This window comes from Candidatus Protofrankia datiscae, assembly GCF_000177615.2.
GTDB classification, from domain to species: domain Bacteria; phylum Actinomycetota; class Actinomycetes; order Frankiales; family Frankiaceae; genus Protofrankia; species Protofrankia coriariae.
In genome coordinates, this window is the sequence record NC_015656.1 from 1455475 (window position 1) to 1471877 (window position 16403).

Genomic DNA, 16403 nt, shown 5'->3' on the forward strand with positions numbered 1-16403 from the left:
CACACGGGGTTCACACGGAGCGGCGCAACAGCGGCGGGTGCAGGGCCGTCGCGGAGCCCCGCCGGTACAGCTCGGCGGGGCGCCCCCCGCCGCGGGGCGCCGCGCGGGCGCCGACCGGCACCACGAAGCCAGGGGTCGACAGCACCTTGCGGCGGAAGTTGGGCGGGTCGAGCGGGGCTCCCCAGGCCGCCTCGTAGACGCGGCGGAGCTCGGCCAGGGTGAACGGCTCCTCGCAGAAGGCGGCGGCGAGCGGGGTGTACTCCAACTTGCTGCGGGCCCGTTCCACGCCGTCGGCGACGATCGTCGGATGGTCGAAGGCGAGGACCGGGCCGTCCGCGGAGCCCAAGTCCTCCACAGGCCACCAGCGGGCCGTCGGCCCGTCACGGTCGGTTCCCGGTGGGGGCGGCAGGTTCGGGAGCAGAGCGAGGTAGGCCACGCTGACGACCCGCGCCCGCGGGTCGCGGTCCGGCCGCCCGTAGGTGCGCAGCTGCTCAAGATGGCCGGACGCGGCGACGCCGGTCCCCTCGGTGAGCTGCCGGCGGGCCGAGGCGTCCAGGTCCTCGTCCACCCGGACGAAGCCGCCGGGCAGCGCCCAGCCGTCCTGGAACGGCGGTGAGTCCCGTTGGGTGACCAGCACACAGAGCTGCCCGGAACGCAGCGTCAGCAGGACGACATCGACAGTCACCGCGATCGGCGATGGTCCGTTCACGAACGTGTCCGGGGCCCGCCGCGCGTGGGCCCGGCCCGCCCGGGCCCTGTCGGTAGGGGCCCTGTCGGTAGGGGCTCTGTCGGTGGGGACGCTGTCCGCGGGGCCTCCGCCGAGCGGGGCGTCGTTCGACATGACAGGTCTCACGATGCCCCAGTGTGCGGCCTGGCCACGCGGACGGGGACGCGGACCCGCCGTCCGGCCTGGGACGAACCGACACGACGAGCCGACGCAAGAGGCTGGTGGGACGGGCCACGGCCCGTCCGTGGGAGGGCCTACCGTTGCCCGGGCTGCCGCTGTGCCCGCTGGCCGGTGGTGATGACCGGCAGGCACGGCCCGCCGTAGGTGACGTGCAGCGCGTGCGCAGGCAGGGACGCCAGGGCCGCCTGGTGATGGGCGCGGGCGGCACGCAGCCCCTCGGGGGTCGTGCCGTCGGCGTCGAGAATCCGGCCGCCGCGCACCAGCGGCACCAGCAGCGGCCGTTCCGGCCAGGACGGGTCCGCCTCCGGGCCGGACGGGGCTGACAGGCGGCCGATGTCGGTGCCGGCAGCAGCCGGCTGGGCGGCGTCGGTGTGATTCTCGTCTCGCGTCGTCGTCAGCCCGGACTCCCGGGTCGCCGTAGTGATCACATCGGCGACCGCCACCCCGTTGCGGTCGTGCCGGCGGGTCAGGTCCTTACGGCCGCCCCTGGTGCTCTTGCCGACCGAGGCCTTCGCGACCGCCGTCCCCGCCACTTCGACGATCTTGTAGACGAACCCCGTCGTCGGCGCGCCCGAGCCGGTGACGAGCCGGGTGCCCACGCCGTAGCCGTCCACCGGCGAGGCCGCGAGCGAGGCAATGACGTGCTCGTCGAGATCCCCGGTGACGATGATGCGGGTGGCCTGCGCGCCGAGGCCGTCCAGCTGGGCGCGGGTGGCCCGGGCCACGGCCGCGAGGTCGCCGCTGTCGAGCCGGACCGCGCCGAGTGCCGTCCCGGCCACCTCGACCGCGGTGGCGACCGCAGCCGGCACGTCGTAGGTGTCGACGAGCAGCGTGGTGCCCGTTCCGAGCGCGCCGGTCTGGGCGGCGAAAGCCTCCCGCTCGGAGGGGTGGACGAGCGTGAACGCGTGCGCCGCCGTGCCGGTCGTGGGGATGCCCCAGCGCCGGCCCGCCGCCAGGTTCGAGGTGGCGGTGAAACCGACCAGGTAGGCGGCCCGGGCCGCGGCGACCGCGGCCTGCTCGTGGGTGCGGCGGGAGCCCATGTCGACGCACGGCCGGCCCGCGGCCGCGGCGACCATCCGGGCGCCCGCGGCGGCTATCGCGCTGTCGTGGTTGAGCACGGACAGCACCAGGGTCTCCAACAGGACGCATTCGGCGAAGGTGCCTTCGATGACCAGCACCGGGGTGTTCGGCATGAACGGCTCGCCCTCGGCGAGACCGTGGATGTCCCCGCCGAAGCGGTAGCCGGCCAGGTAGTCCGCGGTGGCGTCGTCCACGATCCCGTTGCCGCGCAGGTAGGCGAGCTCGTCCGGGCCGAACCGGAACGCCGCGATCGCCTCCAGCAGGCGGCCGGTGCCGGCGAGCACACCGAACCGGCGCCCGGCCGGCAGCGCCCGGGTGAACACCTCGAAGACCGCCCGCTGCGACGCCGCCCCCGAACGCAGCGCGGCCCGCAACATCGTCAGCTCGTACTGGTCGGTCAGCAGGGCTGTGGACGCCGGTGCGGGCAGCCGCGTGGACGGCGGTGTGGGCAGCGGCGTGGGCGTGGTCATCGCGACCACACTAGTAGACTGTCGCTGCTTAGTTCTGGTGTGTCTTGTGTCTGGGTGAGAGGGTTGGGTCTGGCAGGTCTCCCCGTCCCTCTGCCGGTCAGGACTGTGTCGTGGGTTCGCAGAAGAAGTGGCCGGTCACCTTGACCGAGGCTGATCGTGACGAGTTGGTTCGGGTGACCTCGACGGGGGTTCATCCGGCGTCGATGATCCGGCGGGCGCGGGTCCTGCTCGCGTTGGACACCTCGGTCGGCCCGGTTGCCTCCCAAGAAGAACTCGTGGTCCGGGTCGGGGTCTCGGGTGAGACGCTGCGGCTGGTCGCGAAGCGGTTCACCGAGACCGGTGGGGATGTGGGGGCCACGATCGGTCGGAAGGCACGGGAGCTTCCCCCGGTGCCTTCCCCGGTGACCGGCGAGGTTGAGGCCAGACTGATCGCGCTGGCATGCTCGCAGCCACCGGCTGGTTATGCACGCTGGTCGCTGCGGCTGTTGGAAAAGCACGTCGCGCTGGTCGCCGACATCCCGGACCTGGACCATTCCACCATCGGCCGGGTCTTAAAAAACGAGGTTGCGTCCTCATCTGAGGAAGTGCTGGACCATCCCACCGAGGGCGAACGCGCAGTTCGCCGCGCGGATGGAAGACGTTCTGGCGGTCTACGCCCGGCCCCACAACCCGGGCGTGCCCGTGGTGTGCATGGACGAGAAGCCCTACCAGCTGTTGGCCCACGCCCGCGACCCGATCCCCGCCACGCCAGGGCGTGACCGGCGCGAGGACTCCGAGTACGTGCGCCACGGAACCTGCTCGATCTTCTGCTGGGTCGAGCCACTCGCCGGCTGGCGCCGCGTCCAGGCCACCCCACGGCGCACCAGGATCGACTGGGCACACCACGTCAGGCGCCTGCTCACCCTCGACTACCCCGACGCCGAACGGGTCGTGCTGGTCATGGACAACCTCAACACCCACGACATCTCCTCGCTCTACGAGGCCTTCGACCCGGCCGTCGCGTTCGCACTCGCGCAACGACTCGAGATCCACCACACCCCCAAACACGGCTCCTGGCTCAACATCGCCGAAATCGAACTCGCCGCCCTGACCCGCCAATGCCTCGACCGCCGCATCGACACCCTCGACGTCCTGAACACCGAACTCGACGCCTGGCAGACAGCCGTCAACGCCAACCAGCGCCAAGTCAACTGGCACTTCACCACCGATGACGCCCGCACCAAACTCCGCCACCTATACCCCACACATTAGCGGCGACAGTCTACTAGGACCTCAGCGGATCACGCGCACGATCCTGACGTATCGGGTCATCTCCGTATCGGGTCATCTGCCGTCGGTCGCCGGATACGCCCTGCGGACGGACGCGGCGCCCCCGGCCCGCTCCCCGGTGGGACGCCGGAAGGGCAGCACGTCGGCCGATCGCGGGGTAGCCAGCCGGCCGGCGTCCCGCAGCAGGGCGGTGGCCTCCTCGGCCGGGCACGGTGGGCTGATGAGCGTCCCCTGGGCGAGGTCGCAGCCGAGAGTGGACAGGGCGTTGAGCGTCTCGGCGTCCTCGACCCCCTCGGCGACGACCCGCAGCCCGAGGTCATGGGCCAGCGCGACGGTGGCCCGCACGATCGCGGAGTTGGCCCGGTCACCGGCGACGTTGTGGACGAACGACTGGTCGATCTTCACCTCGTGCAGGTCGAACTGCCCGAGTACGTTGAGCGCGCCGTAGCCGGTGCCGAAGTCGTCCACGGCCAGCCGCACCCCGAGGTCGCGCAGCGCGGCCAGCGAGCGCACGGTCGCGGCGGACTCGGTGACGACCGCCCGTTCGGTGATCTCCAGGGTGAGCGCGGCCGCGGACAGCCTGTTCGCCAGCAGCAACTGCGCGATCTCGGTGGCCAGGCCCGGTTCCAGGAGATTGCGCGCGAACAGGTTTACGGAAATACCCACTCGGGCGCCGTCCGCATGCCACTGGCCGGCTGCGGACAACGCCTCCCGCAACACGGTGCGGGTGAAGTCGCCAATGCGTCCGGACTGTTCCACGGCACCGATGAAAGCGTCGGGGGAAAGCCGGCCGGGAACCGGGTGGTTCCACCGCACGAGGGCCTCGAAAGCAACGATCCGGCCCGTTTCCAGGTCGATCTGCGGCTGGTAGCACAGGTTTATGTCGCCATGGTCGAGCGCGTCGTGCAGGTCCGCCATCAACGCCATGTGGGCCAGCGTGGAGGAATCCTCGTCGGCCCGGTAACGCCGGTAGCCGCCGTGCGTTCTCTTGGCCTGGTACATGGCGACGTCCGCGCGGCGCAGCAGTTCGTCGACGGTGTCGCCGTCCTCGGGCAGGCAGGCGATACCGATGGACGCCTCGACCGAGAGCATCATCCCCTCGACGCCGACCGGGCGGGCCAGCACCCTGGTCAGCGTGGCCGCGATGGTCTCAGCGGCATCGGCGTCACGGATCCCGGTCAGCAGTATGGCGAACTCGTCCCCGCCGATGCGGGTCACCAGGTCGCCTGCGCGGACGCCGCGTCGCAGCCGTTCGGCGATCCCGCGCAGCAGTTGGTCGCCGGCGTCGTGCCCGAGGGTGTCGTTGACGTCCCGGAACCGGTCGAGGTCGACGAGCAGCAGGGCGGAGCGCGACCCGGTGGCGGTGGCGGCGATCGCCTCGGCGGTGCGCCGTTGGAGCATCCGGCGGTTGCCCAGGTTGGTCAGGGCGTCGTGGAATGCCTGGTCGTGGGCTTCGGCGTAGGTGTTGGCGTTCGTGATCGCAAGCGCCAGCAGGTTCGCGAACGCGGCGAGGACGGCCTGGTCGTGGTCCTTCCAGGGGGCCGGCCGGGCGAAGTTCAGCCGCAGCACCCCGACCTGGCCGGCAGGCCCGGTCAGCGGGGTGGCGACATGGTCGGTTCCGCGCTGGAAGCCGGTCGGTGATCCGGTTGGTGATCCGGTTGCTGATCCGGCCGGCCGGGCTGCCGGCGCGGGCACCGGCGCGTGTGGCACCGGCGACTGGGACACCGGCGACTGGGACACCGGCGGCGGGACCGGGTCGACGACGAGCTCCACGCCGTCCGGCCGGAAGATCTCATAGGCGATCTCCGTCGCGCGGGCCTCGATGGCTGCCCGGTTCAGAATGGCGAGGTCCTTCGCGGCCGCGTTGAGCTGGCGTCAGCGGTCACGCTGCTGGGCCGAGTCGACCTGCATCCGATAGACCATCACCAGGCCCACCAGGACCGGCGGGAGGACGATCAGCGTCACCGGGCTGGTGTAGGCGAGCGCGACGGCCGCGCAGCCGACCGCGATGCCGCCGGCCGCGATCAGCGTGCTGATGCCCATGGTCTCGCGCAGGGTCCGGCGCAGCGGCGTCCCGCGCGCCGCGGAGATCACCATGGACACGGACAGGCTGGTCCACAGGCAGACCGTGAGGCCGGCCGGTGCGGCGAGCAGGATCTCGGCGCCCTCCAGATGTCCTGCCCGCCCGCCCGACAGCCACAGGACGCCGGCCGCGATCGCGGTGCCCAGCGTGGCGCTGGCCCCGTTGAAGAGCACCTTCACCGGCGCTCTGCGCAGGATGGCATGCATGATCGGGACCGCTACGGCGCTGATCGTGACGAGCTGTGGGGCGGGCAGCAGGGCCAGCCCGATGACCACGCTGGCCTCGCTGAGGTCGTAGTCGCCGGTGTGGTGCCCCGAGCGCACCCGCAGCAGGGGTATCGGGCCGATCGCGAGGCAGACGATCCCGAGGGTCAGCCGGTACCACGAGACCGGTTCGGCTGTCTGAGGCAGGCGGGTCAGGCAGATCGCGGTCACGGCCGCCGCGGTGGAGGTGACCATGACGAGCACCAGGTGGTACCTGGACGGTACGAACCGTGCACGCGTGCCGACGGCCATATGGTCTCCCGTCCTGCCTGCGGAGGTTGCTTGATCGGGCCACCGGGATCGCGCCGCCTGGACGGCGGCGCCCCCCGGTGCCTTACGTAGGCTTGACGCTACGGTCATCGTTCACTACGCCCCGATCATGTACTACGCGGTGGGGGCGGGGCGAGCTGATACCGATATTGCTGGGGGCCGTACTGCTGGGGGCCGCCGTGGCGGCCCCGTCCGACTTGTGTGTCGACGGCTCGTTCGCCGGTCAGGGGTCGGCGGCCGACAGGTCGGCTCCCGTGGGCCAACCGCCGGCCGGCGCGTACCACCCGCTGTCTGGCCGGCTGCCGCGGACCGGGCTGGTTCGACCAGCCCGACCGTCACGGCCGCGGCCCGACCGTCCCCGACCGTCATGGCCGGCCCGGTGAGCGGGTGCCCCGCCGCCCGCGGCGGTACCGCCGACACCGTTAACCGTACCGCGGTGCTTTCTCAGCCCCAACTGACGCCGTTCATGCCCTCGTCGTTGTTCTTCTTCATTTTCAACACGTCCTTTCCTTCCCATGCGGTGGCGCTGGTTGTCCGTCGGGAGTCGCCGACTGGCGTCGGTGCGTGTGTGATGCGTTCCGTCCTGGTACCGGTCCTGTTTTCAGCCCCAGCTGACGCCGTTGTTCATGGCGGCCCACTCCTCTCCACTGCTGATCCAGCCCATAGCAATTCATCCAATTCATACATATATGGACAAAAATATAAATAAAAGGGCTATGTACGGGCAATGGTGCGCTGGTGGTGCATGCTTGGTCGCAGCGGGCTGTCGGCGTCCTGGTCGCTATCCGTAGGCAAGAGTCCGAGGTGTCGCGCGACGGGTCCGGGCTGCTGTTGATGAGGTCTTTCGTGTCGGGCAACGAACCGTGACCAAAAAGATAGCCAAACCAGGACCGAATACAACTAAATACACCATTTCGGTTACCTGCTGTTAGGGTATGGGCGTATCTGTCGCGCCCACGCTGTGGTCCTCGTGCCGTTCGACGGCCGACCCGCGTACATCTGCTGGTAACCAATAGTGTTCATTGCTGTTCACCGGATGCTGGGGTGTGCCTCCGTGTGCTGGCTTCGACGCGGTTCGCCATCCGGCCGATGAGCGCTCGGACGGGACAGGACGGGACGGCCGGCGCGGCACCTGGAAGCTGGCGGGGCGCCGCGGGCACCGCGGGCACCGCGCGCACCGCGGACGCGGCGCGGCGGGAGCGCTGTCCGGCCTGTCGGTCGAAGATCGATTCGGCTTCCCGCCCGTGCCCGGTGGTCCGGGGGGAACTCGGCCCGCGCACGCGCCACAATGGAGTCCGTGCCACTAGCCACCGCCGCACCCGAAGAGGTCCTGGAGTCCGACGAGGTCGCCGAGCGCGACCGGCCCTGGGTCACGATCGTGTGGAACGACCCCGTCAACCTGATGTCGTATGTGACCTACGTCTTTCAGAAACTGTTCGGTTTCAGTCGGGAAAAAGCCAAGGCCCTCATGCTCGACGTCCACCGCAAAGGACGGGCCACCGTCTCCTCCGGCACCCGGGAGGAGATGGAGCGGGACGCCACCCGTCTGCACGCCTACGGCCTGTGGGCCACGATCGCGCAGGACTAGACCGTGCCTGATGGATCCGTGCTGGTTGGCGTGACCGAGCCGCTTGGGCACGAGCGCGAGGCGCCCAACGGATCCGTGCTCGGTGGATCCGTGTCCGTTCGGTGGCGGTCGGTGCGGACGGTGGGCCGGGTGGCCTCCCATGGGCTGGAGGAGGAAACACTGGAGAAGGAACCAGCGGAGCTGTCGGTGACGTTAGCAACGCGACGGGCGGTTGTCCGGGGGCCGGTCCGCGCGATCGAAGATCTACCGGACGTGGCCCGGGCCGATCACTGTTGACCTTGGTTGGGAGAGCGTGTCCAACGGATTCAGCCGTACCGGGGACGGCGTCGAGATGGTCCTCGGTCCGCTTCAGGCGACCCTGCTGGCCGAGCTGATCGGCCAGATCGAGGCGCTGCTGGAGCCGCCGCCGGTGGCCGACCCGCTGGAGGCGATCGTCGGCCTGCGAGCCGTGCCCCCGGCGGTACCGGAGGACCCGGCGGTGGCCCGGCTGCTTCCGGATGCCTACCCGAACGACTCGGAGGCCGCCGCCGACTACCGCCGCCGCACCTCCGACGACATCCGCGCGGGCAAGCGCGACGCCGCGCGCCGGGCACTGGCCACCGTGCCGGCCACGGGCGGCCGGGTGCTGCTCGACGATGCCGCCGTCCAGGACTGGCTGGTCACCCTCACCGACCTGCGGCTGGTGCTGGGCGCCCGGCTGAACCTCACCGACGACGCGTCGGCCGAAGCCCTGTACGACATTGGCAGCCAGGACTCGCGCCGTCCCGTGGTCGAGGTGTACCTGTTCCTCGGCGACCTGCAGGAGCAGCTCGTCCAGGCTCTGCTGTGACATGCCCTGACGCGATGTGAACATGTCCTGACACGGTGTACGTGCCCTGACGTGGATGGCCCGCTGTGACACGGCTACTGTGACATGGCCCTGTGACACGGCCCCTCGCGTCCCGGACGCCGGCGGTGGCCCGCCGGGAGCGGCCCCGCAGGCACAATCGGATCATGGGCAGGCATTCTTCGCCATGTACGCATGATCGTGGCTCGTGGTGGATGCCACTCGTCGTACGGTTGGCCCGTGCTGCGCATCGATCGGGCCGTCTACGAGGCCATCATCGCCCATGCCCGGCGGGACCATCCCGACGAGGCCTGCGGGATCGTCGCGGGCCGGATCGGGTCGGACCGGCCGGAGCGCTTCGTGGCCATGGAGAACGCGGAGCGGTCACCGACGTTCTACCGGTTCGACTCCATGGAGCAGCTGCGGGTCTGGAACGAGATGGATGACCGGGACGAAGAGCCAGTAGTGATCTATCATTCACATACCGCTACCGAGGCCTACCCGTCCCGCACGGACATCCCGCTGGCCCAGGAACCCGGCGCCCACTATGTCCTGGTCTCGACCCGCGACCCGGAGAAGATCGAGTTTCGTTCGTACCGCATCATCGACGCAGTCGTGACGGAGGAGCCGGTGGAAATCGTCTGACTGTTCACGACGTTGTGTCGGGTGTCGCGCGGAGCCGGGCGCGCATCCTCGGGATGAGGGATCCGGGGCAGGGCGGGGATCCCTCAGGGCACGGCACCAGCGGCCGGGCGGTGGGCTGGTGGCCTGTTCACATGCTGTCGTACCAGGGACGATGCACCAGGGGCGATGCACCACCAGGGACGATGGCGGACAGTTCGACCGCGCTCCGGCCCTCGGGCGGCGTCCGAAGGCCGGAGTACGGCTGACGGCCAGGGCGGGACCGAAGGCCGGAGCGTGACCGGACGGCTGCCGGAGCAGGACCCGAAGATCGAAGATCGAAGACCGAACAGCAACACGGACAGAGCACGACGAAGAGGAGCAGCATGGCAGTCCAGGTCCGCGTGCCGACGATCCTGCGCAGCTACACGGGCGGGTCCAAGGTCGTCGAGGGTGTGGGAGACACGCTCGCGGCGTTGTTCATCGACATCGACAGCCACTTCCCGGGGCTGCGAGGCCGGCTCGTCTCCGAGGACGCCGGTGGGCTGCACCGCTTTGTGAACATCTACATCAATGACGAAGATGTTCGTTTTCTCGGCGGTCTCGACGCGAAAATTTCCGATGGTGACACTGTGACGATTCTCCCCGCCGTCGCTGGCGGCTGCGACATCATGCCGGCGACAGCAGACATCTGAGACGGGTAGGCCGGAAGAGCTCATGCGTTTCGACTCCCTGGTGGACTCGGTTGGCCGCACCCCCCTGGTCGGCCTGCCCAGGCTCTCGCCATCCCCGGACGTCCGGTTGTGGGCCAAGCTGGAACAGGACAACCCCACTGGTTCGATCAAGGACCGGGCCGCGCTGTGGATGATCGCGGACGGGGAGAAGCGCGGCCTGCTCACCCCTGGCGCCACCGTTCTCGAACCGACGTCGGGGAACACCGGTATCTCGCTGGCGATGGTCTGTCGCCAGCGGGGTTACCGGCTGATCTGCGTGATGCCGGAGAACACCTCGGCGGAGCGGCGGCAACTGCTCGCGATGTGGGGCGCCGAGATCGTGCACTCGTCCGCGAGCGGCGGCTCCAACGAGGCCGTTGCCGTGGCCAAGCGGCTGGCGGCCGATCATCCCGACTGGGTGATGCTCTACCAGTACGGAAACCCGGCGAACGCGCAGGCGCACTACGAGACGACCGGTCCGGAGATCCTCGAGGATCTTCCGTCCATCACCCATTTCGTCGCGGGGCTCGGTACCACCGGGACGCTGATGGGCACCGGACGTTTCCTGCGCGAACGGGTTCCGGGTATTCGGATCATCGCGGCGGAGCCCCGGTACGGCGAGATCGTGTATGGCCTTCGCAACATCGACGAGGGCTTCATCCCCGAGCTCTATGACGGCAGTGTGCTCACCACCCGTATCTCGGTGGGGCCGAAGGAGTCGCTACGGCGGACCCGGCAGATGGTCGAGGAGGAGGGGATCTTTGCCGGGATCTCGAGCGGCTGCATCCTGCACGCGGCACTGATCGAAGCGGACAGGTGCGTGCGCGCCGGGCAGCGCGCGGACATCGCCATCATCGTCTGTGACGGGGGCTGGAAATACCTGTCGACCGGCGCATACGCGGGGACGCTGGAGGAGGCCGAAGCCGCACTTGAGGGTCAGCTCTGGGCGTGACGGGCAAGCCGGCGGGCGCGGTCGGAGTCGGTGTACCCGGCCGCGGCACGGCAATGATCACGATTTTTCTCCCACGTCTCAGGATGGTCCCTGATGTGCCCGGATGCACTCTGATACCGACTCGTCCGGACTGTCCAAAATTCGACATGGGTTTCGTGACCACTGCCACAGAGTCGGAACGGGATTTCGGGCTTAGTCTGATCGCTCATGAGCGGCGCGCCCATCGGGGTATTCGGTAGCGCGGATGGCAGTCATGCCGTCGCGACCGTGATCTCCGATCAGCTCCCGATGAACCCCGATCGAATCCCGATCGGGCCCCGCCACGTCCCCGCCCGCCGACGAGGCGTGCCAGGACGATCATGGTCGGTATCTGTGATCGCCACATCCGCCCGCGCCGCGAGCCATCCCGCGGGCCCGTCCCGGCCGCGCGTGTCCGGGGCGCTGAGGCAATCTTCGCGTCCGCCGGCCACCCCGACAGCGCTGGCAGAACCGGCGCGGTCGCGGTCGTGACCGCCCACGCCGCCCGCGGTGTCCCCGTGGGCGGCGCGCCTTACGACGTCTTCCCATCCGCCGGCTCTCCAGGACGCGGCCGGCTGCCGGCCCATCCCTGGAGGTCAGGAGCGAGATCGTGGTTCGAGGAGCCGGAGGCCCTCGGCCGGATCAGGGCCTGTTCGGCGCTGTGTCGAGAAGTCGATGCGTACTCATTGATCCCGGGCTATACCATCTGTCACCTTTTGTTGACCGGCGTCATCGGCTTTGTCAGGGGAGAGGGCGTCACATTGGCGAGTAGCGCAGAAACCGCAATGAAGGATCACCAGCAACCTGGTCGGCGCGGAGCACTCGATGATCCGGGCCGACCCGGACCGGTCCTCCGCCGGCGCGCGGCGGCCAGCCCGCGCCCCGCGCGGGCGGTACCGGTACTGACAACATCAGTACCGGCGACACCAGCCCGGACGGTATCGGTACTGACGGCATTGGCGGTGGCCCGATGAAGCTCACGATTCTGGGATGTTCGGGAACCTACCCGGGACCCCGGTCGGCGTGTTCGTCCTACCTGGTGGAGTCCGACGGCTTCCGGCTGGTACTCGACGCCGGGAACGGCTCCATGAGCGAGCTGCAGCGGCACTGCGACCTGCGGGACGTCGACGCGCTGCTCGTCTCCCACCTGCACGGTGACCACTGTCTCGACCTGGTGGTGAACTCCTACGCCCGCCGCTACCACCCGGAGGGAATGCCGCCCAAGCTGCCCGTCTACGGGCCCATCAACACCCAGGAAAGGCTGTGCTCGGCGTTCGAGCGCTGGCCGGAGGACTCCCTCGCCGACATCTACGACTTCCGGACGATCAGCCCCGGCCGGCTGGACGTGGGCCCGTTCCGGATCGATCTGGAGCGGGTGGCGCACCCGGTCGAGGCGTTCGGGATGCGGGTGACCGCCGAGGGGCGCTCCCTGACGTACTCCGGTGACACCAGCGCCTGCGACGAGCTGGTCCAGCTGGCCCGGGACACCGACCTGTTCCTCTGCGAGTCGGCCTTCCTGGACGTCCCGGACAACCCCCCCGGCGTGCACCTGTCGGGGCGGGAGGCCGGCGAGCACGCCACCAAGGCGGGCGTGGGCCGTCTCGTGCTCACCCATCTGGTGCCGTGGGGAGACGCCGAGCGCAGCCGCGAGGAGGCGGCCGGCGCTTTCGACGGCCCGCTGACCCTGGCCGAGACCGGCGCCATCTACGAGATCTAGCCACGGCATCCGGGCCATCCCCGTCCGGACCGGCTGCCGGACCGGCTGGCCGCCGGTCGGCTGAGCGCGTCGTCCGCGCGGCCAAGAGCCGTCGCGGGCGGCCCGTCGGGAACCGGCGCCAGGCTGGGACGCGACCCGGGCCGGCAGGCCTATCAGGCCGGATTCAGCCTGGTATGTCGGACTCCGCGGACACCGGACGCCGGTTGCCGGTTGCCTGTGTCGCCGCGGGCGCGGATCTGGTTCCTGGCGCCACTGGCCGCGATGTCGCGACCGGGCCGGTCTGGGCAGGGACCGGCAGGTGCCCGGTGCGGGCGCTGGGCACGCCTGTCGATCCGGGCACCTGCCGGCCCGGACACGTCCACTGGCCCTGGCCCGTCGGTGGGACGCCCGTTGGCGGGTTTTTCGTACTGTCGCTGATGATGTCCGGTTGGATTCGACCGGTGTCGAGTTGCGTCCGCCCGGTAGGGTCAGTCGTCGTGAGACGTTCCGACGGCAGGACATCCGGGGAACTCCGCCCGGTGAACATCACCCGTGGCTGGCAGGACCACGCCGAGGGCTCGGCGCTGATCGAGTTCGGGCGGACGCGGGTGCTGTGCGCGGCATCGGTCACCGAAGGCGTCCCGCGCTGGCGCAAGGGCAGCGGGCTGGGCTGGGTGACCGCGGAGTACTCGATGCTGCCGCGGGCGACGAACACCCGCAACGACCGCGAGTCCGTGCGCGGGCGCATCGGTGGCCGCACGCACGAGATCTCCCGGCTCATCGGCCGCAGCCTGCGTACCTGCATCGATCTGAAGATCCTGGGCGAGAACACGATCGCGATCGACTGTGACGTCCTGGTGGCCGACGGCGGCACCCGTACCGCGTCGATCACCGGCGCGTATGTCGCGCTGTCGGACGCGTGCGGCTGGCTCGGCCGTCCGGACGCCCTGATCCGCAGCGTGGCGGCGGTCAGCGTCGGGGTCGTCGCCGGCCGGCCGCTGCTGGACCTCGCCTACGACGAGGACTCCGGCGCCGACACCGACATGAACGTGATCTGCACCGGTGACGGCGGCTTCGTCGAGGTGCAGGGGACGGCCGAGGGCCTGCCGTTCGACCGCGCGATGCTCGACCAGTTGCTCGATCTGGCCGTCGGGGGCTGCGCGCGGCTGACCGAGGTCCAGCGGGCGGCGCTGGCGGGCCCGCGCCCGGTACCCGCCGGCGGAGCGCGACCGGGTACCCGGTGACCACCCTCCCCGATGAAGGAAGCGTGGTGAGCGGCCCCGGCCACGGGCGTCCCGTGGGCAGCGGCCCCGGCGGCCCTGGCCTTGGCCCTGGCCCTGGCGCGGAGGTGTTGGGCGGGAGCGGGCCCGTCGAGAGCCGGCAGTGGCCCCGGCGGGTGGTGCTGGCCAGCCGTAACGACGCCAAGCTCGTCGAACTGCGCCGCATCCTCGCGCTGGCCGGTCTCGACGTCGAACTCGTGGCGTTGCCGGACGGCCCCGACGTCCCCGAGACCGGCGCCACCTTCGCCGAGAACGCCCTGATCAAGGCGCGGGACGCGGTGCGGGTGACCGGCCTGCCCGCGGTCGCGGACGACTCGGGCCTGACCGTCGACGTGCTCGGCGGCATGCCCGGTGTCCTGTCCGCCCGCTGGTCCGGGCCGTTGCCCGGTGCCAGCCGGGCCGAGCGGGACGCCGCCAACAACGCGCTCGTGCTCGCCCAGCTCACCGACGTCCCCGAGGAGCGCCGTGGCGCGGCCTTCGTGTGCGCGGCCGCGGTGGTGACGCCGGCGGGCGCCGAACGGGTCGTGCACGGGGAGATGCGCGGGCGACTGCTGCGGGAGTCCCGCGGGGACGGCGGTTTCGGCTATGACCCGCTGTTCCTCCCCGACGGGCAGAACCGGACCAGCGCGCAGCTGCGCCCGGCGGAAAAGGACGCCATCAGCCATCGAGGACATGCCTTCGGCCAGCTCGCGGCCGTCCTACGGGAGCTGCTGGCCCTCTGACGGCTGCTGTCGGCCGAGGGCCGTCCGTTCGCGTCACTTCGTCCGTTCGAGCTGTCCCGTCCCTGTTCGCCCGGGTCGTTCCGCGCGTGCCGTCCCGCCTGGACCGCCGTGCCTGCCTGCGTCCTCTGTTTGCCTGCGCTGTGTCATGTGGTTGCGTCGCGTGTTCGTGTTGTCTCTGATCCGTCTTGCATCGGGCAGCCGTCGGTTATGTCCGGAGAGTTTCACGGGATCATTCGACACCCGGTATCCGGGCACTTTCTGTTACCGGATTGTCAACGCTGAGCGGGCAGCGGCGAAATCCGGCAAAAGATGAGGCGGTGGAGCGCATCAAACCGGGTACATGGATGCCAATCGCCGTGTAGGCTGGAACCACCTGTAATCGATCAGTGACTATTTGCTATCGGCAGGGTAGGTTAAGGACGCGGCTGAGGTGTCCGGGTCGTTCCATCCGTCCCCGACTCGTGACACCCCAGTCGCGTCCTCGATCACCCTGGGTTGTCGGGCGTCGGTTGGTCACAAGCTGGCCGGTGGCGCCAGCGCTGCCGACGAGCCCCGGGTGCTCAGCGCCCGCCGGTCAGTGCTGGTTGCCTATGTCGATCTCCTGTCGGATCCCCGGAGCCGCCCGTTGTCGGATCTCCGGATTCGCGCACAGCACCGCGGCCGGCCACCATCGTTCGACCACGTCCTGGACAGCGTCCAGACCGAACTGGTCGTCGACATGGGCCAGCGCCGCCCGGAACTCCGCTTCGAACACGGCCCGCTGGTCGGCGTCCAGCGCGGCATGCACCGCGGACCCCGTCTTGTCCACTCGGATCCGCAGCCCGTCCAGCGAGGCCGGCACGTCCGTATCAGCCATGTTTCCATTGTCTCGCTCCGCCTGACGGTAACGCGGACGGGGTGTACTGCTTTCTGAACGTGAAGGAGTCGGGGCTCGCGGTGCACCCTGCTCGGACGAACCCGGATCCAGGACAAACCCAGGATTCAAGACGCACCGGAGTCACGATGAACCCGGAGTCACGATGAACCCGGAGTCACGATGAACCCGGAGTCACGATGAACCCGGAGCCACGATAACCCGGAGCCAGGATGAACTCGGGCTCGGTCAGATACCGGTGAACCTGGAGGCCGGTGAGGCACGCCGCCGGTTCGCCGCCGCCAGGGTCGCCCGGCTCGCCACCGTGGACGCGGCCGGGCAGCCGCACCTGGTGCCGGTGACCTTCGCGCTCCAGGACAACGCGATCGTCACCGCGGTGGATCACAAGCCCAAACGGTCGACGGCCCTCAGACGCCTGGCCAACATCGCGGCCAACCCGCGGGTCACCCTGATCGCCGATCATTATGACGAGGACTGGCAGACCCTGTGGTGGGCCCGCGCCGACGGCCTCGCCCGCGTCATCCCCGCCGAACCCCCCGCCACCGCACCCGAGCCCGCCCGCACCGCCGAGCCCGCCGACGAACACACCCACACCGCCGGAGCCGCCACCGGAGAACCCGCCTGCGCTGGAACCGTCGGGGACGGGTCCAGCGGCCGGGACGGCTCCGGCGGGGGCGGCCCCGCCGGAGCCGGATCTGTCGGGAACGCCTCGGCGGGGGAGAGTGCCGCCTGGCATGACGCGATCGACCGGCTGGCGGCGAAGTACCACCA

General features: G+C 70.1%; 15 protein-coding genes and 2 pseudogenes. 12 read left to right on the forward strand and 5 right to left on the reverse strand.

The window, feature by feature from the left end:
• Positions 1-10 precede the first annotated feature (10 nt).
• Together FSYMDG_RS06020 and FSYMDG_RS06025 are read right to left on the reverse strand one after the other, a co-directional pair.
• Complete coding sequence (locus tag FSYMDG_RS06020; RefSeq protein WP_013872701.1) at positions 11-841, reverse strand: NUDIX hydrolase; 831 nt, start codon at positions 839-841, stop codon at positions 11-13.
• Positions 842-981: 140 nt separating this feature from the next.
• Entirely contained in the window at positions 982-2457 is a 1476-nt protein-coding gene (locus FSYMDG_RS06025; protein WP_013872702.1) for a nicotinate phosphoribosyltransferase, read from the reverse strand.
• Positions 2458-2660: 203 nt separating this feature from the next.
• Here FSYMDG_RS06025 and FSYMDG_RS27985 point away from each other — a divergent pair.
• A pseudogene (locus tag FSYMDG_RS27985) lies at positions 2661-2951 on the forward strand (IS630 family transposase); the annotation flags it as partial.
• Between the two features lie 70 nt (positions 2952-3021).
• Complete coding sequence (locus FSYMDG_RS27990; RefSeq protein WP_237702726.1) at positions 3022-3708, forward strand: IS630 family transposase; 687 nt, start codon at positions 3022-3024, stop codon at positions 3706-3708.
• A gap of 72 nt (positions 3709-3780) precedes the next feature.
• On the opposite strand, the gene FSYMDG_RS06035 is transcribed toward FSYMDG_RS27990, so the two are convergent.
• Positions 3781-5499 (reverse strand): putative bifunctional diguanylate cyclase/phosphodiesterase, encoded by a 1719-nt coding sequence (locus FSYMDG_RS06035; protein WP_013872704.1) that lies wholly within the window; start codon positions 5497-5499, stop codon positions 3781-3783.
• A 102-nt stretch (positions 5500-5601) separates the two neighbouring features.
• The gene (locus FSYMDG_RS06040; protein WP_013872705.1) at positions 5602-6324 is read right to left on the reverse strand and encodes a hypothetical protein; all 723 of its coding nucleotides are present in this window, start codon (positions 6322-6324) and stop codon (positions 5602-5604) included.
• Positions 6325-7639: 1315 nt separating this feature from the next.
• Between FSYMDG_RS06040 and clpS the strand changes: the two genes are divergently transcribed.
• The 9 genes from clpS to rdgB all read left to right on the forward strand — a co-directional run bounded on the left by clpS (position 7640) and on the right by rdgB (position 14758).
• Positions 7640-7930 carry an ATP-dependent Clp protease adapter ClpS gene (clpS, locus tag FSYMDG_RS06045; RefSeq protein WP_237703006.1) on the forward strand — a complete coding sequence of 97 codons (291 nt, stop codon included), beginning with the start codon at positions 7640-7642 and terminating at the stop codon, positions 7928-7930.
• 3 nt (positions 7931-7933) lie between these two features.
• Complete coding sequence (locus FSYMDG_RS06050; protein WP_013872707.1) at positions 7934-8206, forward strand: hypothetical protein; 273 nt, start codon at positions 7934-7936, stop codon at positions 8204-8206.
• Between the two features lie 16 nt (positions 8207-8222).
• Positions 8223-8759 carry a DUF2017 domain-containing protein gene (locus FSYMDG_RS06055; RefSeq protein ID WP_013872708.1) on the forward strand — a complete coding sequence of 179 codons (537 nt, stop codon included), beginning with the start codon at positions 8223-8225 and terminating at the stop codon, positions 8757-8759.
• A 237-nt stretch (positions 8760-8996) separates the two neighbouring features.
• Entirely contained in the window at positions 8997-9401 is a 405-nt protein-coding gene (locus tag FSYMDG_RS06060) for a Mov34/MPN/PAD-1 family protein (RefSeq protein ID WP_013872709.1), read from the forward strand.
• Positions 9402-9763: 362 nt separating this feature from the next.
• Positions 9764-10072 carry a MoaD/ThiS family protein gene (locus FSYMDG_RS06065; RefSeq protein ID WP_013872710.1) on the forward strand — a complete coding sequence of 103 codons (309 nt, stop codon included), beginning with the start codon at positions 9764-9766 and terminating at the stop codon, positions 10070-10072.
• A 22-nt stretch (positions 10073-10094) separates the two neighbouring features.
• Positions 10095-11042 carry a PLP-dependent cysteine synthase family protein gene (locus FSYMDG_RS06070; protein WP_013872711.1) on the forward strand — a complete coding sequence of 316 codons (948 nt, stop codon included), beginning with the start codon at positions 10095-10097 and terminating at the stop codon, positions 11040-11042.
• A gap of 988 nt (positions 11043-12030) precedes the next feature.
• On the forward strand, positions 12031-12777 hold the full coding sequence (locus FSYMDG_RS06075; RefSeq protein WP_013872712.1) for an MBL fold metallo-hydrolase: 747 nt from the start codon (positions 12031-12033) through the stop codon (positions 12775-12777).
• A 476-nt stretch (positions 12778-13253) separates the two neighbouring features.
• A complete protein-coding gene (rph, locus tag FSYMDG_RS06080; RefSeq protein ID WP_013872713.1) occupies positions 13254-14000 on the forward strand; it encodes a ribonuclease PH in 747 nt (248 codons plus the stop codon).
• A 107-nt stretch (positions 14001-14107) separates the two neighbouring features.
• Complete coding sequence (rdgB, locus tag FSYMDG_RS06085; RefSeq protein WP_050803714.1) at positions 14108-14758, forward strand: RdgB/HAM1 family non-canonical purine NTP pyrophosphatase; 651 nt, start codon at positions 14108-14110, stop codon at positions 14756-14758.
• A 574-nt stretch (positions 14759-15332) separates the two neighbouring features.
• On the opposite strand, the gene FSYMDG_RS06090 is transcribed toward rdgB, so the two are convergent.
• Complete coding sequence (locus tag FSYMDG_RS06090; RefSeq protein WP_013872715.1) at positions 15333-15614, reverse strand: DUF6247 family protein; 282 nt, start codon at positions 15612-15614, stop codon at positions 15333-15335.
• A 256-nt stretch (positions 15615-15870) separates the two neighbouring features.
• Between FSYMDG_RS06090 and FSYMDG_RS27995 the strand changes: the two are divergent.
• A pseudogene (locus FSYMDG_RS27995) lies at positions 15871-16185 on the forward strand (TIGR03668 family PPOX class F420-dependent oxidoreductase); the annotation flags it as partial.
• Positions 16186-16403 lie beyond the last annotated feature (218 nt).

Coding starts and splice junctions, on each gene's coding strand:
- FSYMDG_RS06020 (WP_013872701.1), bottom strand. CDS start 841: ATGTCGAACGACGCCCCGCTCGGCGGAGGCCCCGCGGACAGCGTCCCC.
- FSYMDG_RS06025 (WP_013872702.1), bottom strand. CDS start 2,457: ATGACCACGCCCACGCCGCTGCCCACACCGCCGTCCACGCGGCTGCCC.
- FSYMDG_RS06040 (WP_013872705.1), bottom strand. CDS start 6,324: ATGGCCGTCGGCACGCGTGCACGGTTCGTACCGTCCAGGTACCACCTG.
- FSYMDG_RS06065 (WP_013872710.1), top strand. CDS start 9,764: ATGGCAGTCCAGGTCCGCGTGCCGACGATCCTGCGCAGCTACACGGGC.
- FSYMDG_RS06070 (WP_013872711.1), top strand. CDS start 10,095: ATGCGTTTCGACTCCCTGGTGGACTCGGTTGGCCGCACCCCCCTGGTC.
- FSYMDG_RS06075 (WP_013872712.1), top strand. CDS start 12,031: ATGAAGCTCACGATTCTGGGATGTTCGGGAACCTACCCGGGACCCCGG.
- FSYMDG_RS06090 (WP_013872715.1), bottom strand. CDS start 15,614: ATGGCTGATACGGACGTGCCGGCCTCGCTGGACGGGCTGCGGATCCGA.